At 66.5% G+C, this 14,168-nt stretch carries 17 protein-coding genes and 1 tRNA gene; 10 read left to right on the top strand and 8 right to left on the bottom strand.

Annotation, left to right across the window (positions count from 1 at the left end; all coding sequences use genetic code 11):
- The first annotated feature begins 54 nt into the window (after positions 1 to 54).
- Positions 55 to 858: a sigma-70 family RNA polymerase sigma factor gene (locus tag IP92_RS16725; protein ID WP_145876998.1), complete on the top strand. Its 804-nt coding sequence runs from the start codon at positions 55 to 57 to the stop codon at positions 856 to 858.
- 68 nt (positions 859 to 926) lie between these two features.
- Complete coding sequence (locus IP92_RS16720) at positions 927 to 1,613, top strand: hydrolase (protein WP_145876996.1); 687 nt, start codon at positions 927 to 929, stop codon at positions 1,611 to 1,613.
- Positions 1,614 to 1,695: 82 nt separating this feature from the next.
- Here the strand turns inward: IP92_RS16720 and IP92_RS16715 are convergent, their stop codons facing one another.
- The 3 genes from IP92_RS16715 to IP92_RS16705 all read right to left on the bottom strand — a co-directional run bounded on the left by IP92_RS16715 (position 1,696) and on the right by IP92_RS16705 (position 3,945).
- Entirely contained in the window at positions 1,696 to 2,649 is a 954-nt protein-coding gene (locus tag IP92_RS16715) for an NAD(P)H-dependent flavin oxidoreductase (RefSeq protein ID WP_145876994.1), read from the bottom strand.
- Between the two features lie 217 nt (positions 2,650 to 2,866).
- Positions 2,867 to 3,775, bottom strand: a complete 909-nt coding sequence (locus IP92_RS16710; RefSeq protein ID WP_145876992.1) for an MBL fold metallo-hydrolase — start codon at positions 3,773 to 3,775, stop codon at positions 2,867 to 2,869.
- A 29-nt stretch (positions 3,776 to 3,804) separates the two neighbouring features.
- Entirely contained in the window at positions 3,805 to 3,945 is a 141-nt protein-coding gene (locus IP92_RS16705; protein ID WP_308807592.1) for a DUF1289 domain-containing protein, read from the bottom strand.
- A 272-nt stretch (positions 3,946 to 4,217) separates the two neighbouring features.
- Here IP92_RS16705 and IP92_RS16700 point away from each other — a divergent pair, with 272 nt between their 5' ends.
- Positions 4,218 to 5,267, top strand: coding sequence for an extracellular catalytic domain type 1 short-chain-length polyhydroxyalkanoate depolymerase (locus IP92_RS16700; RefSeq protein WP_145876988.1), 1,050 nt, complete (start codon positions 4,218 to 4,220; stop codon positions 5,265 to 5,267).
- Here IP92_RS16700 and IP92_RS16695 read toward each other — a convergent pair.
- On the bottom strand, positions 5,254 to 5,490 hold the full coding sequence (locus IP92_RS16695; protein ID WP_145876986.1) for a cysteine-rich CWC family protein: 237 nt from the start codon (positions 5,488 to 5,490) through the stop codon (positions 5,254 to 5,256). The two genes, IP92_RS16700 and IP92_RS16695, sit on opposite strands and share 14 nt — an antisense overlap.
- A gap of 152 nt (positions 5,491 to 5,642) precedes the next feature.
- Between IP92_RS16695 and argB the strand changes: the two genes are divergently transcribed.
- Positions 5,643 to 6,569: an acetylglutamate kinase gene (argB, locus tag IP92_RS16690; RefSeq protein ID WP_145876983.1), complete on the top strand. Its 927-nt coding sequence runs from the start codon at positions 5,643 to 5,645 to the stop codon at positions 6,567 to 6,569.
- 66 nt (positions 6,570 to 6,635) lie between these two features.
- Positions 6,636 to 6,710, top strand: a tRNA-Thr gene (locus IP92_RS16685).
- Between the two features lie 25 nt (positions 6,711 to 6,735).
- On the opposite strand, the gene IP92_RS16680 is transcribed toward IP92_RS16685, so the two are convergent.
- Positions 6,736 to 7,638 carry a TraB/GumN family protein gene (locus IP92_RS16680; RefSeq protein WP_145876981.1) on the bottom strand — a complete coding sequence of 301 codons (903 nt, stop codon included), beginning with the start codon at positions 7,636 to 7,638 and terminating at the stop codon, positions 6,736 to 6,738.
- A gap of 45 nt (positions 7,639 to 7,683) precedes the next feature.
- On the opposite strand from IP92_RS16680, the gene IP92_RS16675 reads away from it, so the two are divergent.
- The 4 genes from IP92_RS16675 to IP92_RS16660 all read left to right on the top strand — a co-directional run bounded on the left by IP92_RS16675 (position 7,684) and on the right by IP92_RS16660 (position 11,516).
- Positions 7,684 to 8,409: a pyrimidine 5'-nucleotidase gene (locus tag IP92_RS16675; protein WP_229418823.1), complete on the top strand. Its 726-nt coding sequence runs from the start codon at positions 7,684 to 7,686 to the stop codon at positions 8,407 to 8,409.
- A 23-nt stretch (positions 8,410 to 8,432) separates the two neighbouring features.
- Entirely contained in the window at positions 8,433 to 9,005 is a 573-nt protein-coding gene (gene slmA / locus IP92_RS16670; RefSeq protein ID WP_145876980.1) for a nucleoid occlusion factor SlmA, read from the top strand.
- Positions 9,006 to 9,019: 14 nt separating this feature from the next.
- The gene (pabB, locus tag IP92_RS16665; protein WP_145876977.1) at positions 9,020 to 10,822 is read left to right on the top strand and encodes an aminodeoxychorismate synthase component I; all 1,803 of its coding nucleotides are present in this window, start codon (positions 9,020 to 9,022) and stop codon (positions 10,820 to 10,822) included.
- An 82-nt stretch (positions 10,823 to 10,904) separates the two neighbouring features.
- A complete protein-coding gene (locus tag IP92_RS16660) occupies positions 10,905 to 11,516 on the top strand; it encodes a DUF6058 family natural product biosynthesis protein (protein ID WP_145876975.1) in 612 nt (203 codons plus the stop codon).
- Here IP92_RS16660 and IP92_RS16655 read toward each other — a convergent pair.
- Together IP92_RS16655 and ftrA are read right to left on the bottom strand one after the other, a co-directional pair.
- Positions 11,506 to 11,865 carry a DUF1428 domain-containing protein gene (locus IP92_RS16655; protein ID WP_145876974.1) on the bottom strand — a complete coding sequence of 120 codons (360 nt, stop codon included), beginning with the start codon at positions 11,863 to 11,865 and terminating at the stop codon, positions 11,506 to 11,508. The two genes, IP92_RS16660 and IP92_RS16655, sit on opposite strands and share 11 nt — an antisense overlap.
- A gap of 44 nt (positions 11,866 to 11,909) precedes the next feature.
- Positions 11,910 to 12,881 carry a transcriptional regulator FtrA gene (gene ftrA / locus IP92_RS16650; protein WP_145876972.1) on the bottom strand — a complete coding sequence of 324 codons (972 nt, stop codon included), beginning with the start codon at positions 12,879 to 12,881 and terminating at the stop codon, positions 11,910 to 11,912.
- 94 nt (positions 12,882 to 12,975) lie between these two features.
- Between ftrA and IP92_RS16645 the strand changes: the two genes are divergently transcribed.
- Positions 12,976 to 13,380, top strand: a complete 405-nt coding sequence (locus tag IP92_RS16645) for a rhodanese-like domain-containing protein (protein WP_145876970.1) — start codon at positions 12,976 to 12,978, stop codon at positions 13,378 to 13,380.
- A gap of 91 nt (positions 13,381 to 13,471) precedes the next feature.
- On the opposite strand, the gene IP92_RS16640 is transcribed toward IP92_RS16645, so the two are convergent.
- Positions 13,472 to 14,092, bottom strand: a complete 621-nt coding sequence (locus tag IP92_RS16640; protein WP_145876967.1) for a glutathione peroxidase — start codon at positions 14,090 to 14,092, stop codon at positions 13,472 to 13,474.
- Between the last annotated feature and the right edge of the window lie 76 nt (positions 14,093 to 14,168).

The following is a 14,168-nucleotide window of genomic DNA, read 5'->3' as shown; positions in this document are numbered from 1 at the left end:
TCGATCGCTGTCACGTTTTGAAGTTCTCGAGCGTCAAGGCGACAGGAGGATGCGATGAACCAGATGGATACATTCGAGGCCGCGCGCCGGCGCCTGTTGTCGATCGCCTACCGGATGCTGGGCAGCGTGGCGGAGGCGGAAGACGTCGTGCAGGACACGTGGCTGCGCTGGCACGCGGCCGACGCACGCGCGCTGGAGACGCCCGTCGCGTGGCTGACGACGGTGACGACGCGGCTGGCGATCGACAGGCTGCGGCACCTCAAACGCGAACGCGAGCAGGAGCGCGAGACGCTGCCGGAGCCGTGGCTCGAAGATGCGCTGCCGTCCGGCGAGGATGAGGCCAGCCGGCTGTGCGAGCTGTCGTACGGCGTGCTGCTGATGCTGCAACGCCTGAGCCCCGACGAGCGCGCCGCGTTCCTGCTGCACGAGGTGTTCGACGTGCCCCATGCCGAGGTCGCGCGCATCCTTGATGTGAAGGTCGAGCATTCGCGCCAGCTGGTGCGCCGCGCGAAAATGCGCGTGCAGACGGGGCCGGCGCGGCGCGGTGCGGCCGCCGACAGTGCGCGGCTGGCGCAGGCGTTCGTCGACGCGATCCAACGGCATGACGAGGATGCGCTGGTGCGGCTGGTGCGCGGCGTGGACGTCGTCGGCGCGGCCGAGCGCATCGCACCGCGGGCACTGCTGGGAGGCGGCGTGGAAGCGCGGCTGCAGGGCGTCAACGGCGGCTGGGGCGTGGCGGTGCTGCGCTATGGCCGCATCGAGACGGTGCTGGGCGTCGACGACGGGGTGCTGTACGTCGCGCGGCCCCGCTGCCTGGCCGTGCCACCCGTGATGGGGGCAACGTTGTCTCTCACGTAAGGGCAATGGGCGGGAAGGGTTGTCTGGCCTACCATTTTCGGGCCCATCAACCCTATAGAGGTTCCCCCATGAACGACCCGAAACTCGAAGTACTGACCCCGCAGAACAGCCAGATCATCTTCATCGACCACCAGCCGCAAATGGCCTTCGGCGTGCAGTCGATCGACCGCCAGGCGCTGAAGAACAATACCGTCGCGCTGGCGAAAGCGGCGAAGACGTTCAACATCCCCACCACGATCACCACCGTCGAAACGCTGAGCTTCTCCGGCCACACGTACCCGGAACTGCTGGACGTGTTCCCCGGCCAGCCCATCCTCGAGCGCACGTCGATGAACTCGTGGGACGACCAGAAGGTGCGCGACGCGCTGGCGAAAAATGGCCGCAAGAAGATCGTCGTGGCCGGCCTGTGGACGGAAGTGTGCAACACGACGTTCGCGCTGTGCGCCATGCTGGAAGGCGGCTACGAGATCTACATGGTGTCGGACGCATCGGGCGGCACGTCGAAGGAAGCGCACGACATGGCTATGCAGCGCATGATCCAGGCCGGCGTGGTGCCGGTGACGTGGCAGCAGGTGATGCTGGAATGGCAGCGCGACTGGGCGCGCAAGGAAACCTACGATGCCGTGACGGGCATCGCGAAGGAACACTCCGGCGCGTACGGCATGGGCATCGACTATGCGTACACGATGGTGCACAACGCACCGCAGCGTACGCATGCGGCGCATGAAACGCTGGCGCCGGTGGCGGCCAAATAAAAAAATTGCCCGGAAATTGGGGGCAGACCCCAGTTTTCGGGCAATGTTTCCTTGAAACCGGTGCCTGTCACCGGTTTTTCATTTACAGCGCCAGGCGTGCGCGCGCGGCGTCGTATTCGCTCTTCAGGCGCTCGACCATCTCGGCGACGGTCGGCACGTCGTCCATCAGGCCCACGCCCTGGCCGGCGCCCCAGATGTCGCGCCAGGCTTTCGCGGTGCTGGAGCCGAAGCTCATCTTGCTCTTGTCCGATTCGGGCAGCGCTTCCGGATCCAGGCCGGCGGCGATGATCGATTTCTTCAGGTAGTTGCCGTGCACGCCCGTGAACAGGTTCGTGTAAATGATGTCCGCCGCCGACGATTCGACGATCGCTTCGCGGTACGCATCCGTCACGTTCGATTCCTTCGTTGCCAGCCAGCGCGAGCCGATGTACGCGAAGTCGGCACCCATCGCCTGCGCCGCGAGGATCGCGCCACCGGTGGCGATCGAGCCGGACAGGGCGATCGGGCCGTCAAAGAACTTGCGTACCTCGCCGACGAGCGCAAACGGCGACAGCGTCCCCGCATGCCCGCCGGCACCGGCCGCCACGAGGATCAGGCCATCCACACCCGCTTCCAGCGCCTTCTGCGCGTGGCGGATCGAGACGACGTCGTGCAGCACGATGCCGCCATAGCTGTGGATCGCGTCCAGCATCTCCTTCGGCGGCGCGCGCAGCGACGAGATGATGATCGGCACCTGGTGCTTCACGCACACCTCGACGTCGTGCGCGAGGCGGTCGTTCGACTGGTGGACGATCTGGTTGACGGCGATCGGGCCGACCTTCTTGTCAGGACTGGCGGCCTGGAAATCGGCCAGCTCCTTCTGCAGATCCGTCAACCACGTATCGAGCAGCTCGGCCGGCCGTGCATTCAACGCGGGAAACGAACCGACGATGCCGGCCTTGCACTGCGCCGCCACCAGCGCAGGGCCGCTGGCGATGAACATCGGCGAAGCGATGACGGGAAGAGAAAGATTCTGGAGCACTGGAGGCAAGGCCATGGTCGACTCGCTGTTTGAGGTTGATCAATTCGACTGATTATAGTCGCGAAAAAGTACGATCGTGCGAAATCTAGATGGAAAGCTCTATCTACTGCCGAGGCTGTGTCCCCTGGTGCCAGGCAGCGGGACTACAGTCCTGCGGGACACAGGCTGAGCGGTAGTTACAGCTGAGTTCGTGTCTCCTCGTGCCTGGCACCAAGGGACACAAGCTCATCCATTACACATTCACCAAATCCTCACCCTCGACCTTCGCCGCCAGCCCCCGCACCAGTTGCTTGATGGCCCACGTGGCGAGCTCTTCTTCACTCTTGTGCAGATGCCGCCGGTTCGTTTCGACCACCAGCGGAATCGATGCCAGCAATGCCTGCACGCCGGCGACGGGGATGCGCTGGCGTTCCAGCAGCAGGAATTTCAGCAGTACCTTGACGGCGTACTCGGCGTTGTTCGCCGGCTTCGATGACAGGAAGTCCAGCCGCCGGCGTGCCCGCGTCAGCGCGGCTGCCACGTCGTCGAACATCGCGCCGTGGCCGGGGATGACGAGCTGGACGTCCAGCGACGCGATCAGGTCCAGCGTCGCACCCGCTTCGGCGAAGCCCTCTTCCCCTTCCAGCTCGGGGAAGATGACGCCGAAGCCGTTCTGCCACAGCGCGTCCGCCGAGATCAGGATCTTGTGCGCCGGGCAGTACCAGATCAGCGAGTGCGCGTGGTGGCCGGGGGCGCCCAGCACGTGCCACTCGAGGTCGCCCACGGTCAGCACGTCGCCGGGGTGGACGACGCCGTCGATCGTGAAGCGCGGGCATTGCTGGCCGGTGGCCTTGAACGTCAGCGCGTCCTCGTTCCAGTGGCGCACCTTGTCTTCCTCGGCCGCCGGCACGAACGTGTCGCAGCCGTAGTGCCCTTGCAGCAGCGCGTTGCCGCCGCAATGGTCCGAGTGCAGGTGCGTCGTGTACAGGCGGTCCAGGCGGCGGCCGGGCAGCGCGTGGCGCACCAGCGCCAGCGTCTGTGGCGCGTGCGTCACGTAGCCGCTGTCGATCAGCGCCGTGTCGTGGCGGCCGATCAAGAGGACGTTGTTGGCGGAGAGCCAGCCGCGTTCGAACACGCGGATGGAATCGGGTAGTGTCATCATCGTTTCAGGCGCCGCTGCGGCGCGATCCATCAGTCGAACGCGATCTGCTGCTCGCGCACGCGGAGCTGGGCCCACACGGCACGCTTGTAATCGTCGTCGGCGTTGGCCCAGGCGACAATCTCGTCGATCGTGCGCAGGCAGCCCTCGCAATAACCGGTATCCCGGTTCATCTTGCACAGGCTCACACAGGGCGATGGCACTGGCGAGGCCAGTTCCGGCAATACAGGTTTCATCGTGGAGAGGGGTTCGGGTAAGGCTGTATTTTAGCCGATACAGTGTGGCACCCCCGTTTGGCGATTTTGGCTATACTGGACCAAAACAAAGGCCCGTGGACAGCACGGAGCGCAGAGGAGACGCAGCACGGTGCATGCTCGTTTGATAACGCCCGCGAACGCCGGCGGTGCGTGCACGACTGACAATCCACCAGCCTCCGAGGTACGTCATGAGCCAGGGTCACCATTGGTTGAAGCAGGTTCGAAAGACGGTCAAGCTATTGTTTGGCCGCGACCTGCCCGATCTGCCCGAGCCAGCCTTCCCGCTGTCTCCCTTCGATTTGCCGTCGTTCGATTTGCCGTCGTTCGAACTGCCGGAAACGGTATTCGATCCACCTGGGGCCACACCCAACCGCCCACCCGCGGGTGCCCGCTTCCTGCACGGCACCTATACGAACGATGCCGGCAGCCGCGCCTACAAGCTGTATGTGCCCGCGTGCTGGAAAGGCCAGCCGCTGCCGCTCGTTGTGATGCTGCACGGCTGCGCGCAGGACCCGGACGATTTCGCCGCCGGCACGCAGATGAACGCCGTGGCCGAGGAGCGCCGCTGCTTCGTCGTGTATCCGGCGCAATCGGCGGACGCCAATAATTCGCGTTGCTGGAACTGGTTCAACGCGCTGGACCAGCAGCACGGCCAGGGCGAACCGTCGATCATCGCCGGCATCACGCGCGACATCATGGACACCTACCCCGTCGCTCCCGGCCAGGTCTATATCGCCGGCATGTCGGCGGGCGGCGCGATGGCCGTCATCGTCGGCACGCTGTACCCGGAACTCTTCTCGGCCGTCGGCGTGCATTCCGGCCTGCCGTTCGCGTCGGCCAGCGATTTGCCGTCCGCGCTGTCGGCGATGAAGCGCGGCGCGACGAGCGCGCGCTCGGCGAAGAGCGCGGGCTTGCCGATCATCGTGTTCCACGGCGACCAGGATACGACGGTCCACCCCGTCAATGGCGAGGAGCTGATGGCGCAGGGCTTGCGCAGCCATCCGCTGGGGCCGATGGCGCTGCCGTCGCAACTGGCCGGCCGCGTGCCGGACGGTTATGCCTACACGCGCATCAAGCACGGGCTGCACGACGGTTCGCCGCTGGCCGAGCACTGGGTCATCCATGGCGCGGGGCACGCGTGGTCCGGCGGCAGTTCGGCGGGGAGTTATACGGATGGCAAGGGGCCCGATGCGAGCCGCGAGATGATGCGTTTCTTCAGCACGGTCAGGGCAGGCTGACGGACGGATCGCTCTTCTTCCGCTCCAGCTCATCGATGTGCCGGCGCAGGCACGCCGGGCACCAGCACCCGACCGCCTCGGCCTGTACCTCATCCGCGCCCGGGACCGGGACAGGGACAGCGGGCGGCAACGCCGTGCACCAGCAAGGTTCGGCATCGGGGGCGCCATTGCCGTCGCCGAGCGCGCAATGAAAAGTCGCGCCGCAGCGCGTGCATGTGCTCATCCCGACAGGCTAGATGATCGATGCGGAAATCACAAGCGATTGGCCCTATAATGCGCGTCAAACGCAGCCCGGCGGGCCTGACGAGCCGGTCCGCTGCGGCTTCGAACACCGCTTCGCTGTAAAATTGCACCACACTCTTTACCGGACCCGCCATGAGCCAACTGACCAATTTGAACCTGGATGTGCCAGCCGACGATCTCACCGCCGTATCGCCGGCGATCAAGGCGCAGATCCTTGCGGAAGCGCTGCCGTACATCCGCAATTTTCATGGCAAAACCATCGTCATCAAATACGGCGGCAATGCAATGACCGATGAGCGCCTGAAGCACGGCTTCGCGCGCGACGTGATCCTGCTGAAGCTCGTCGGCATGAATCCGGTCGTGGTGCACGGCGGCGGTCCGCAGATCGACAATGCGCTGAAGAAGATCGGCAAGCAGGGTACGTTCGTGCAGGGCATGCGCATCACCGACGAGGAAACGATGGAAGTCGTCGAGTGGGTGCTGGGCGGTGAAGTGCAGCAGGACATCGTCATGCTGATTAACCACTACGGCGGCCAGGCCGTGGGCCTGACGGGCAAGGACGGTGGCCTGATCCGCGCCCGCAAGATGTCGATGCCGGACAAGGAAAATCCTGGCCAGTACCTGGACATCGGCTTCGTCGGCGAGATCGAGGCGATCAACCCGGCCGTCGTCAAGGCGCTGCAGGACGACGCGTTCATCCCGATCATCTCGCCGATCGGCTTCGGCCAGGATGGCCAGGCATACAACATCAATGCCGACGTCGTGGCCGGCAAGATCGCCGAGATCCTGAAGGCGGAAAAGCTGATCATGATGACCAATATCGCCGGCGTGCAGGACAAGAACGGCAACCTGGTCACCGACCTTTCCGCGCGCGAGATCGACGAGATGTTCGCCGACGGCACGATCTCCGGCGGCATGCTGCCGAAGATCTCGTCCGCCCTCGACGCGGCGAAGTCCGGCGTCAACACGGTGCACATCATCGACGGCCGCATCGAGCACAGCCTGTTGCTGGAAGTGTTGACCGAGCAGGCGTTTGGCACTATGATCCGGTCTCACTGAAAAAAACGGGCGATCGTTTCGCCCGTTTTTTTGTACGCAAATCCGTACTCGGTTGCGTATCCCGCTGCCCTTGTAGCTCAGTGGTAGAGCACTCCCTTGGTAAGGGAGAGGCCACGTGTTCAATCCACGTCAAGGGCACCAGTCTTCACCGCGCAGTAAATTCCCGTCAGTAGATCCGTTCCACCCGCAGTCCTTTGCGCCGCAGCAGTTCCGGCACGCTGCCCTTCCCCACCAGATGTAACACGCCGATCGCGGCAACGCTGTGCTGTTCGCGCGCCAGCAGCTGCGCGATGCCGTCCGCCAGCAGCGGATTGCGGCCATCCAGCAGCACGCGCGCCACGAAGCGGCCGGAGAACGTGTCGTCGCTGGCTGTCTTTTCCGCGATGCGCTCCAGCGCGGCCTGGTCCGCCGTGGCCCACGCCTGCGCGATCGCGCGCGCGTCGTCGGCCTGCTCCTTGTCCTCGATCGCATCGATCGTCTCGCGCAGGAACAGCGCCTGGTCGGCGGTGCTCATGCGGCCGAACAGCGCCATCTGCGCCTGCACCGATTCCAGTTCCACGATCTTCTGCTTGCGCGAGCGCGCCTGGCGCGACAGCCATACCTCGACAGCCAGGTCGGACTGGTAGCCCTGCGCCTCGAACTCGCGCACCGTGAGCAGGCTTGCGATCATCCACGGCTTCATCGGCGCCACCGACGGCGCCGGCACGTCGTACTGGCGCAGCAGCCGCTCCAGGCGCGGGCGGTACGCGGCCGGCAGCTCGCTGGACGCGGGGCCGCGGCCGTTCTGATACATGCCGTATTCGCGCACGGCGCGCGCCATCTCGTCCTGGCTGCCCAGCGGATCCACTTCCAGCGCCAGCACGGAGGCGCTTTGCAGCGCCGCCGTCACGCGCGGCTCCAGTGGATAAAAGCTGTCGGCACCCACGTGGATCGTGCCGAACAGCCAACTGACGTGGCCTTTCTGCTCGATTTTGAACAGCGCGCCGCGGTTCGGAATCGACGCGGTGTTGTCCGTTGCCACAGCCTGCGGTGCCAGGCCCGCGGTAAACACGAACAGGCAACAAAACATCACTATAATCTGGCGTCGCATGGCTTCCTTTGCAGTTCGAGAGACGTGAATATTAAACCTTTGGCACCGGTCTGGCTGTTCGACCTGGATAACACGCTGCACAACGCTTCGCACGCGATCTTCCCGGCGATCATGGCGAACATGAACGCCTATATCGCGCGCGTGCTGGGCGACGGCACGACGCCGGCCGGCATCGACGCCGTGAACGCGGCGCGCACGCTGTACTGGAAGCGCTATGGGGCCACGTTGCTGGGCCTCGTGAAGCACCACGGCGTGGACGCGGGCCACTTCCTCGCCGAGACGCACGAGATGGACGACCTGGCGTCGATGATCCGCCACGAGAAGGGGCTCGGTGAACTGCTGCGCCGCCTGCCGGGCAGGAAGGTGCTGCTGACGAACGCGCCGCACCGCTACTCGACGATGGTGCTGCGCCACCTGGGCATCCAACGTCATTTCGCGCACCACATCGCTGTCGAGTCGATGCGCGTGCACGGCCAGCTGCGGCCGAAGCCGTCGAAGCTGTTGCTGCGCAAGGTGATGCGCCACCAGCGCGTGACGGCGCGCCGCTGCATCCTCGTCGAGGACACGCTGGCGAACCTGCGCACGGCGCACGCGCTGGGCATGCGCACCGCCTGGGTCACGCAATACGTGAAGGTGGGCGACGCCGTTGCCACAGCCCACCCGGCGAAACGACTGACGCGGCCCGGATGGGTCGACGTCAAAGTACAATCCGTCAGACACCTGCCGGCGCGGCTTGCCCGCCTGCGCTGAATAACCGTTCATCCTCACATCACATGGCAACCCAACCGCCCGGCCAGCGCAAGCTGCAAATCCTCCAGGCCCTGGCCGCGATGCTCGAGCATCCGAAGGGAGAGAAGATCACCACCGCCGCGCTCGCGCGGCGGCTCGAGGTGTCCGAAGCGGCGCTGTACCGCCACTTCGCGAGCAAGGCCCAGATGTTCGAGGGGCTGATCGAATTCATCGAAACGTCCGTGTTCGGGCTGATCAACCAGATCGCCGAGCGCCAGCATGACGGGCTGGCGCAGGCGCACGACATCCTGTCGATGCTGCTGCAGTTCGCCGCCAACAATCCGGGCATGACGCGCGTACTGATCGGCGATGCGTTGGTGGGCGAGGATGAGCGGCTGCAGCAGCGCATGAACCAGTTCTACGGCCGCGTGGAACTGGCGCTGAAGCAGGCGCTGCGCCTGGCCGCCCCCGGCAGCGAGCACGAGGCCGACGTGACCGCGCGCGCCAACCTGATGGTTGCCTTCGTGCTGGGACGCTGGCATCGCTACGCGAAAAGCGGGTTTACACTGGGGCCAAGCCAGGATGCCGCGGCGCAGATCGCGCTGCTGCTGCGCTGACCCGACGCTACAACATGTCCGACTGCTTCGCCCTGTTCGATGACGCCACTGGCGTGCCTGGCCGTTCGCGGCTGCTGACGGGGCACGTGCGCACGCTGACGTGCACGGACTTCGCGGCCTGGCCCGCGCTGCTGGACGAGCTGCAGGCGGCGCTGGCGCAGGGCCTGCACGCGGCGGTACTGTGCAGCTATGAACTGGGCCACCACCTCGTCGGTATCGCGCCGCGCGACGGCACCACGCCGCTGGCGCAGGTGCTGCTGTTCGCGCAGTGCGATCACCCGGACGGCGAAGAGGTAGCGCGCTGGATCGCGGCCCGCGCCGGCGACGACGTTGCCGGCCTCGCCGGTCTGCATGCGAACATCGACGAGGCCACGTTCACCGCCGCTCTCGGTCGCATCCGCGACTACATCGCCGCCGGCGACACGTATCAGGTCAACTACACGTACCGGTTGCGCTTCGACGCGTTCGGCTCGCCGTTCGCGCTGTACCAGCGCTTGCGCGCGCGCCAGCCGGTGCCGTACGGCGCGCTGGTGATGCTGGACGACGGCAGCGCCGTGCTGTCGCTGTCGCCCGAGCTGTTCGTGCGCCACGAAGCGGGCACGCTGACGGCGCAGCCGATGAAGGGCACGGCGCCGGCCACCGATGCGGCAGAGGACAACGCGCGCCGCGCCGCCGCACTGGCGGCCGACCCGAAGAACCGCGCGGAAAACCTGATGATCGTCGACCTGCTGCGCAACGACATCGGCCGTATCGCCGCCACCGGGACCGTGCAGGTGCCGGCGCTGTTCGACGTGCGGCGCTACAGCGGCGTGCTGCAGATGACGTCCACCGTGCAGGCGGCGCTGCGCCCCGCTGCGACACTGAAGGACGTGTTCGACGCGCTGTACCCATGCGGCTCGATCACCGGCGCGCCGAAACGGCGCACGATGGAGATCATCGCGGAGCTGGAGCCGGACCCGCGCGGTCTGTACACGGGCGCGGTCGGCTGGTTCGCGCCGCCGCCGGCGGGCCGCACGCTGGGCGACTTCTGCCTGAACGTGCCGATCCGCACGCTGGCGCTGCGCCCCGCGGAGCACGGCGTGCGCCGCGGCGAGATGGGCGTCGGCGCCGGCATCGTGTACGACAGCGTGGCGGCCGACGAATATGCCGAATGCGCGCTGAAGGCGCGCTTCCTGACGGGGCTTTCGAACGACTTCGAATTGTTCGAGACGATGTACGCCACGCGCGCGCAGGGTGCCCGTCACGTCGACCTGCACCTGGCGCGGCTGGCCGCATCCGCCCGCTATTTCGGCTTCGCGTGGGACGAGGCGGCGGCACGCGCCTACCTCACCTTGGCCTGCAACGGCCTGCCCGACGATGTGCCACACCGCCTGCGTCTGGCGCTGAACCAGGCCGGCGCGTTCGCGGTGCAGACGGCTGCCCTCATGCCGTTGAATCAGCCGGTACGGGTGCTGCTGGCATCGGAACCGACCCGGTCGGACGACCTGTTCCTGCGCCACAAGACAACGCTGCGCAGCCGCTATGACGCCGCGTGGAAGGCGGCCGAGGCGCAGGGCGCGTTCGACCAGCTGTTCTTCAACGAACGGGGAGAATTGACGGAAGGAGGACGCAGCAGCGTCTTCATCCGGCTGGACGGCCGCTGGCTGACGCCGGCGCTGTCCTGCGGGCTGCTGCCGGGCGTGATGCGTGCCGTCGTGCTGGACGCATGGGGCGCCACGGAAGCCGTCACCACGCGGGCGATGCTGGAGCGGGCCGAGGAGATCGTCGTCTGCAATGCGTTGCGGGGTGCGCTGCGCGCGGAGCTGCTGCAACCATGATGCAGGCATGATGCGGCGGCGGCCGAAGCGAGGCCGCCCTGCTGCCCCTACAGTGGCGCTTTATCCTTGCGTGAGGCGCCCGATGGACCTGCTGACTTATCTCGACACCCACCTGCTGACGGAGGCGGCGCTGCTGGCCGCCGCAGGCATCGACTCTCCTACCCTCGTGGCGCTGCAAAGCCGCGGCATGGTGCCGCAACCTGCCTACCGGCTGGCACTGACGGTGCGCTGCACGTCGTTCTTCGGCAGCCATGCGGAAGACGCCACGCGCCGCTACTATGCGGTGGGTACGCCGGCGTGGATCGCCGCGGTGCGCACGCTGGACGGCGAAAGCGCGGCACGCGCGCTGTTCGAGCGGCGTTACCTGGCACGGCTGCATGCGCTCGACCCCGCGGCAACGGCGGACCTGCCGGCCGAATGGCGCGGCTTCCTCGACGGCACATACGGCCTGTGCACGAAGTCCGGCCTGCCGGAAGACATCGCGGCCAAGGAATGGGCGGCAACCACCATCACCCGGTTGATTGCGCAGCCCGAGTCGGACCCGAATTCGGACCACACCGCGCTGCATGCGGCCGTGGACCTGCTGGATGCGGCCAGCAGCCCGTTCGCGCCGCACGAACGCGCACGCAGCTCGCGGCACCGGCTCGTCGACGCGGTGCGCGCCCGCTTCGGACTGGCTGGTGCTACAGGCTGACGAACGTTTCGAAGCCGCCCCAGAACATGCGCTTGCCGTCGAATGGCATGTCCTTCCCTTCCATCATCTCGGCCAGGCGGGGATCGCTCATCACTTTCTCGTTGACCGCATCGCGCTCGGCGCGATCCTTGTAGACGATGTACGAAAAGAACACCACTTCATCGTCCTGCAGCTGCACGGCCTGTGGAAAAGACGTGAGTTTTCCCGGCTTGACGTCTTCCGCGATGCATTCGCGGAATTCAAGCGCGCCATGCTCGCGCCAGACCTTGCCGGCCAGCTCGGCATGCGTGCGGTACTGTTCCAGCTTGCTCTTCGGTACGGGGGTGACGAAACCATCGACATAAGCCATCTGTGCTCTCCTCGCAAGGCGGCCGGCGGCCGCGCTCATGCAGCTTAGTCGACCGATGACTCCGCAACAAGGAATGCTTTCCGGTAAGCGCCCGGCGTCGTTGCGACGAGGCGGCGGAAGTGGTGGCGCAGCGTTTCCTCGGAGCCGAAGCCGGCGCGCTCGGCCACCTGCGCCAGCGGCAGCGGCGATTCCAGCAAATCCTTGGCGATCGCGATGCGCTCGCGCGTCAGCCATTCGAGCGGTCCCATGCCCGTCGCATCGCGGAACTGGCGCTGCAATGTGCGCGGGCTCATCGCCGCGCGCTCGGCCATCGTCGCCACGCTGTGCGGTTGCGCGGGGTGGCGGCGCAGCCAGTCCATCAGCTTCGTCAGCCGGCCCACTTCGTCGGGCGGCATCGGCCGCGGCACGAACTGCGCCTGGCCGCCTTCGCGGTGCGGCGGCACGACAAGCCGCTGCGCCACCAGGTTGCCGACCCGCGCGCCGTAATCGCGCCGCACCAGGTGCAGCAGCATGTCGAGGCCGGCCGCCGAACCGGCCGACGTGATCACCTGGCCGTTGTCGATGTACAGCGCATCCGCTTCCACCTGGATCGCCGGGTAGCGCGCGGCCAGTTGTTCCGCATAGCGCCAGTGCGTCGTCGCGCGCAGGCCATCGAGCACACCGGCCGCCGCCAGCACGAACACGCCGGAACAGATCGAGCACAGGCGCGCGCCGCGGGCGTGGGCCGCACGCAGTGCTGCGAGCAGCGCTGGCGGCGGCGGCACGTCCGCGCCGCGCCAGCCGGGAATGACGATGGTGTCCGCCTGCTTCAGCAGCCCCGGCGCGTAGCGGGCCTGCACGGTGATGCCGCCGGCGGCACGGATCGGCCCGCGCTCGACGGCGCACACCTGGAAGTCGTACCAGTCCACGCCCAGCTCGGGGCGCTCCAGTGCGAACAGTTCGACGGTGCAGCCGAATTCAAAGGTGCACAGCCCATCGTAGGCCAGTGCGACAACGAGATGTTTTGACTTGCCCATGGCGTGATCTTAACGCAAGCTGGCGTTCGCGCCACTGCCGGCACGCGCGCGGCGCGGCCACAATGAAGCCTCGTTCAACACTACAGGAGGAAGCATGTCGATCGTTACCGAAGTGGCCGCGGCACCGCACGACGAAGCGCTGGCGCATTTCGAACGCCAGTTCAGGTTCGAGACGGATTGCTGGGACGTGCACAGCGTGATGGGCACACCGGACCAGGACTTCGTGCTGCTGGACGTGCGCGGCACGGAGAGCTACAACGCCGGCCACGTGCCGGGCGCCGTCGACCTCGCGCACCGGAAGATCATCGGCTCGAAGCTGGCGGAGTACCCGGCCGAGACGGTGTTCGTCACCTACTGCGCGGGGCCGCACTGCAACGGCGCGGCACGCGCGGCGATCCGGCTGGCCAAGCTGGGCCGGCCCGTCAAGATCATGACGGGCGGGATTACCGGCTGGATCGATGAGGGGTTTGCGCTGGCGGGTCAGACCCACCGGGTCTGACCCAAGATTTTGCTTCTTGGGGTAAACGGAACTTCCGCAGCTACCCCAAAAGGCAAAGGCTGGGGTCAGACCCGGCGGGTCTGACCCTGGTTCACCCCGCCAGCGCCTTCTCGATCGCCCCCACCAGCTGCTTGTCCTGCGGCGTGACCTTGCTGGGGAAGCTCTCGATGACCTTGCCGTCGCGGCCGATCAGGTATTTGTGGAAGTTCCACGCCGGCGCCTTGCCGGTCGCCTTGATCAGGTCCGCGTACAGCGCGTTCGGGCTGCCGCCGGAGACGACGGTCTTCGCGAACATCGGGAACTTCACGCCATACGTGTTGTAGCAGAAGTCGGCGATCTCCTTGCTCGACCCTGGTTCCTGCTTGCCGAAGTCGTTCGACGGGAAGCCCAGCACGACGAGCCCCTTGTCGGCATATTTCGCATGCAGCGCCTCCAGGCCTTCGTACTGCTTGGTAAAGCCGCAGTAGCTGGCCGTGTTCACTACGAGGACGACCTTGCCGGCGTACTGGCACAGGTCTTGCGGCGCATCGTCCTGCAGGCGCTTGAACGTCTGGCGCAGGATGGCGGGACAGCTGGCCGGGCGCGCCGCGGCGGGGGCAGCCGTCGGCAACGACGGCGAAGTGGCGGGCTGCTGCGCGAACGCCGCTGCCGCACCGAGCAGACCGGATGCGGAAAGGGCAGCAAGGGCCGCGAACCTGGACGGAGTAGTCATATGAACTCGACGGGTGACGTGGTTGAACGAGCAGCCATTGTATGCCGCCGCGCCGCGCCTGTCTCGGCCTGAAGGA

It is taken from the genome of Pseudoduganella flava (assembly GCF_007830495.1).
Taxonomy (GTDB): domain Bacteria; phylum Pseudomonadota; class Gammaproteobacteria; order Burkholderiales; family Burkholderiaceae_D; genus Rugamonas; species Rugamonas flava.
The sequence above is the reverse complement of the archived record's forward strand: the minus strand, read 5'-3'. Positions and strand labels throughout refer to the sequence as shown.

Coding starts and splice junctions, on each gene's coding strand:
- IP92_RS16725 (WP_145876998.1), top strand. CDS start 55: ATGAACCAGATGGATACATTCGAGGCCGCGCGCCGGCGCCTGTTGTCG.
- IP92_RS16720 (WP_145876996.1), top strand. CDS start 927: ATGAACGACCCGAAACTCGAAGTACTGACCCCGCAGAACAGCCAGATC.
- IP92_RS16715 (WP_145876994.1), bottom strand. CDS start 2,649: ATGGCCTTGCCTCCAGTGCTCCAGAATCTTTCTCTTCCCGTCATCGCT.
- IP92_RS16710 (WP_145876992.1), bottom strand. CDS start 3,775: ATGATGACACTACCCGATTCCATCCGCGTGTTCGAACGCGGCTGGCTC.
- IP92_RS16705 (WP_308807592.1), bottom strand. CDS start 3,945: ATGAACCGGGATACCGGTTATTGCGAGGGCTGCCTGCGCACGATCGAC.
- IP92_RS16700 (WP_145876988.1), top strand. CDS start 4,218: ATGAGCCAGGGTCACCATTGGTTGAAGCAGGTTCGAAAGACGGTCAAG.
- IP92_RS16695 (WP_145876986.1), bottom strand. CDS start 5,490: ATGAGCACATGCACGCGCTGCGGCGCGACTTTTCATTGCGCGCTCGGC.
- argB (WP_145876983.1), top strand. CDS start 5,643: ATGAGCCAACTGACCAATTTGAACCTGGATGTGCCAGCCGACGATCTC.
- IP92_RS16680 (WP_145876981.1), bottom strand. CDS start 7,638: ATGTTTTGTTGCCTGTTCGTGTTTACCGCGGGCCTGGCACCGCAGGCT.
- slmA (WP_145876980.1), top strand. CDS start 8,433: ATGGCAACCCAACCGCCCGGCCAGCGCAAGCTGCAAATCCTCCAGGCC.
- pabB (WP_145876977.1), top strand. CDS start 9,020: ATGTCCGACTGCTTCGCCCTGTTCGATGACGCCACTGGCGTGCCTGGC.
- IP92_RS16660 (WP_145876975.1), top strand. CDS start 10,905: ATGGACCTGCTGACTTATCTCGACACCCACCTGCTGACGGAGGCGGCG.
- IP92_RS16655 (WP_145876974.1), bottom strand. CDS start 11,865: ATGGCTTATGTCGATGGTTTCGTCACCCCCGTACCGAAGAGCAAGCTG.
- ftrA (WP_145876972.1), bottom strand. CDS start 12,881: ATGGGCAAGTCAAAACATCTCGTTGTCGCACTGGCCTACGATGGGCTG.
- IP92_RS16645 (WP_145876970.1), top strand. CDS start 12,976: ATGTCGATCGTTACCGAAGTGGCCGCGGCACCGCACGACGAAGCGCTG.
- IP92_RS16640 (WP_145876967.1), bottom strand. CDS start 14,092: ATGACTACTCCGTCCAGGTTCGCGGCCCTTGCTGCCCTTTCCGCATCC.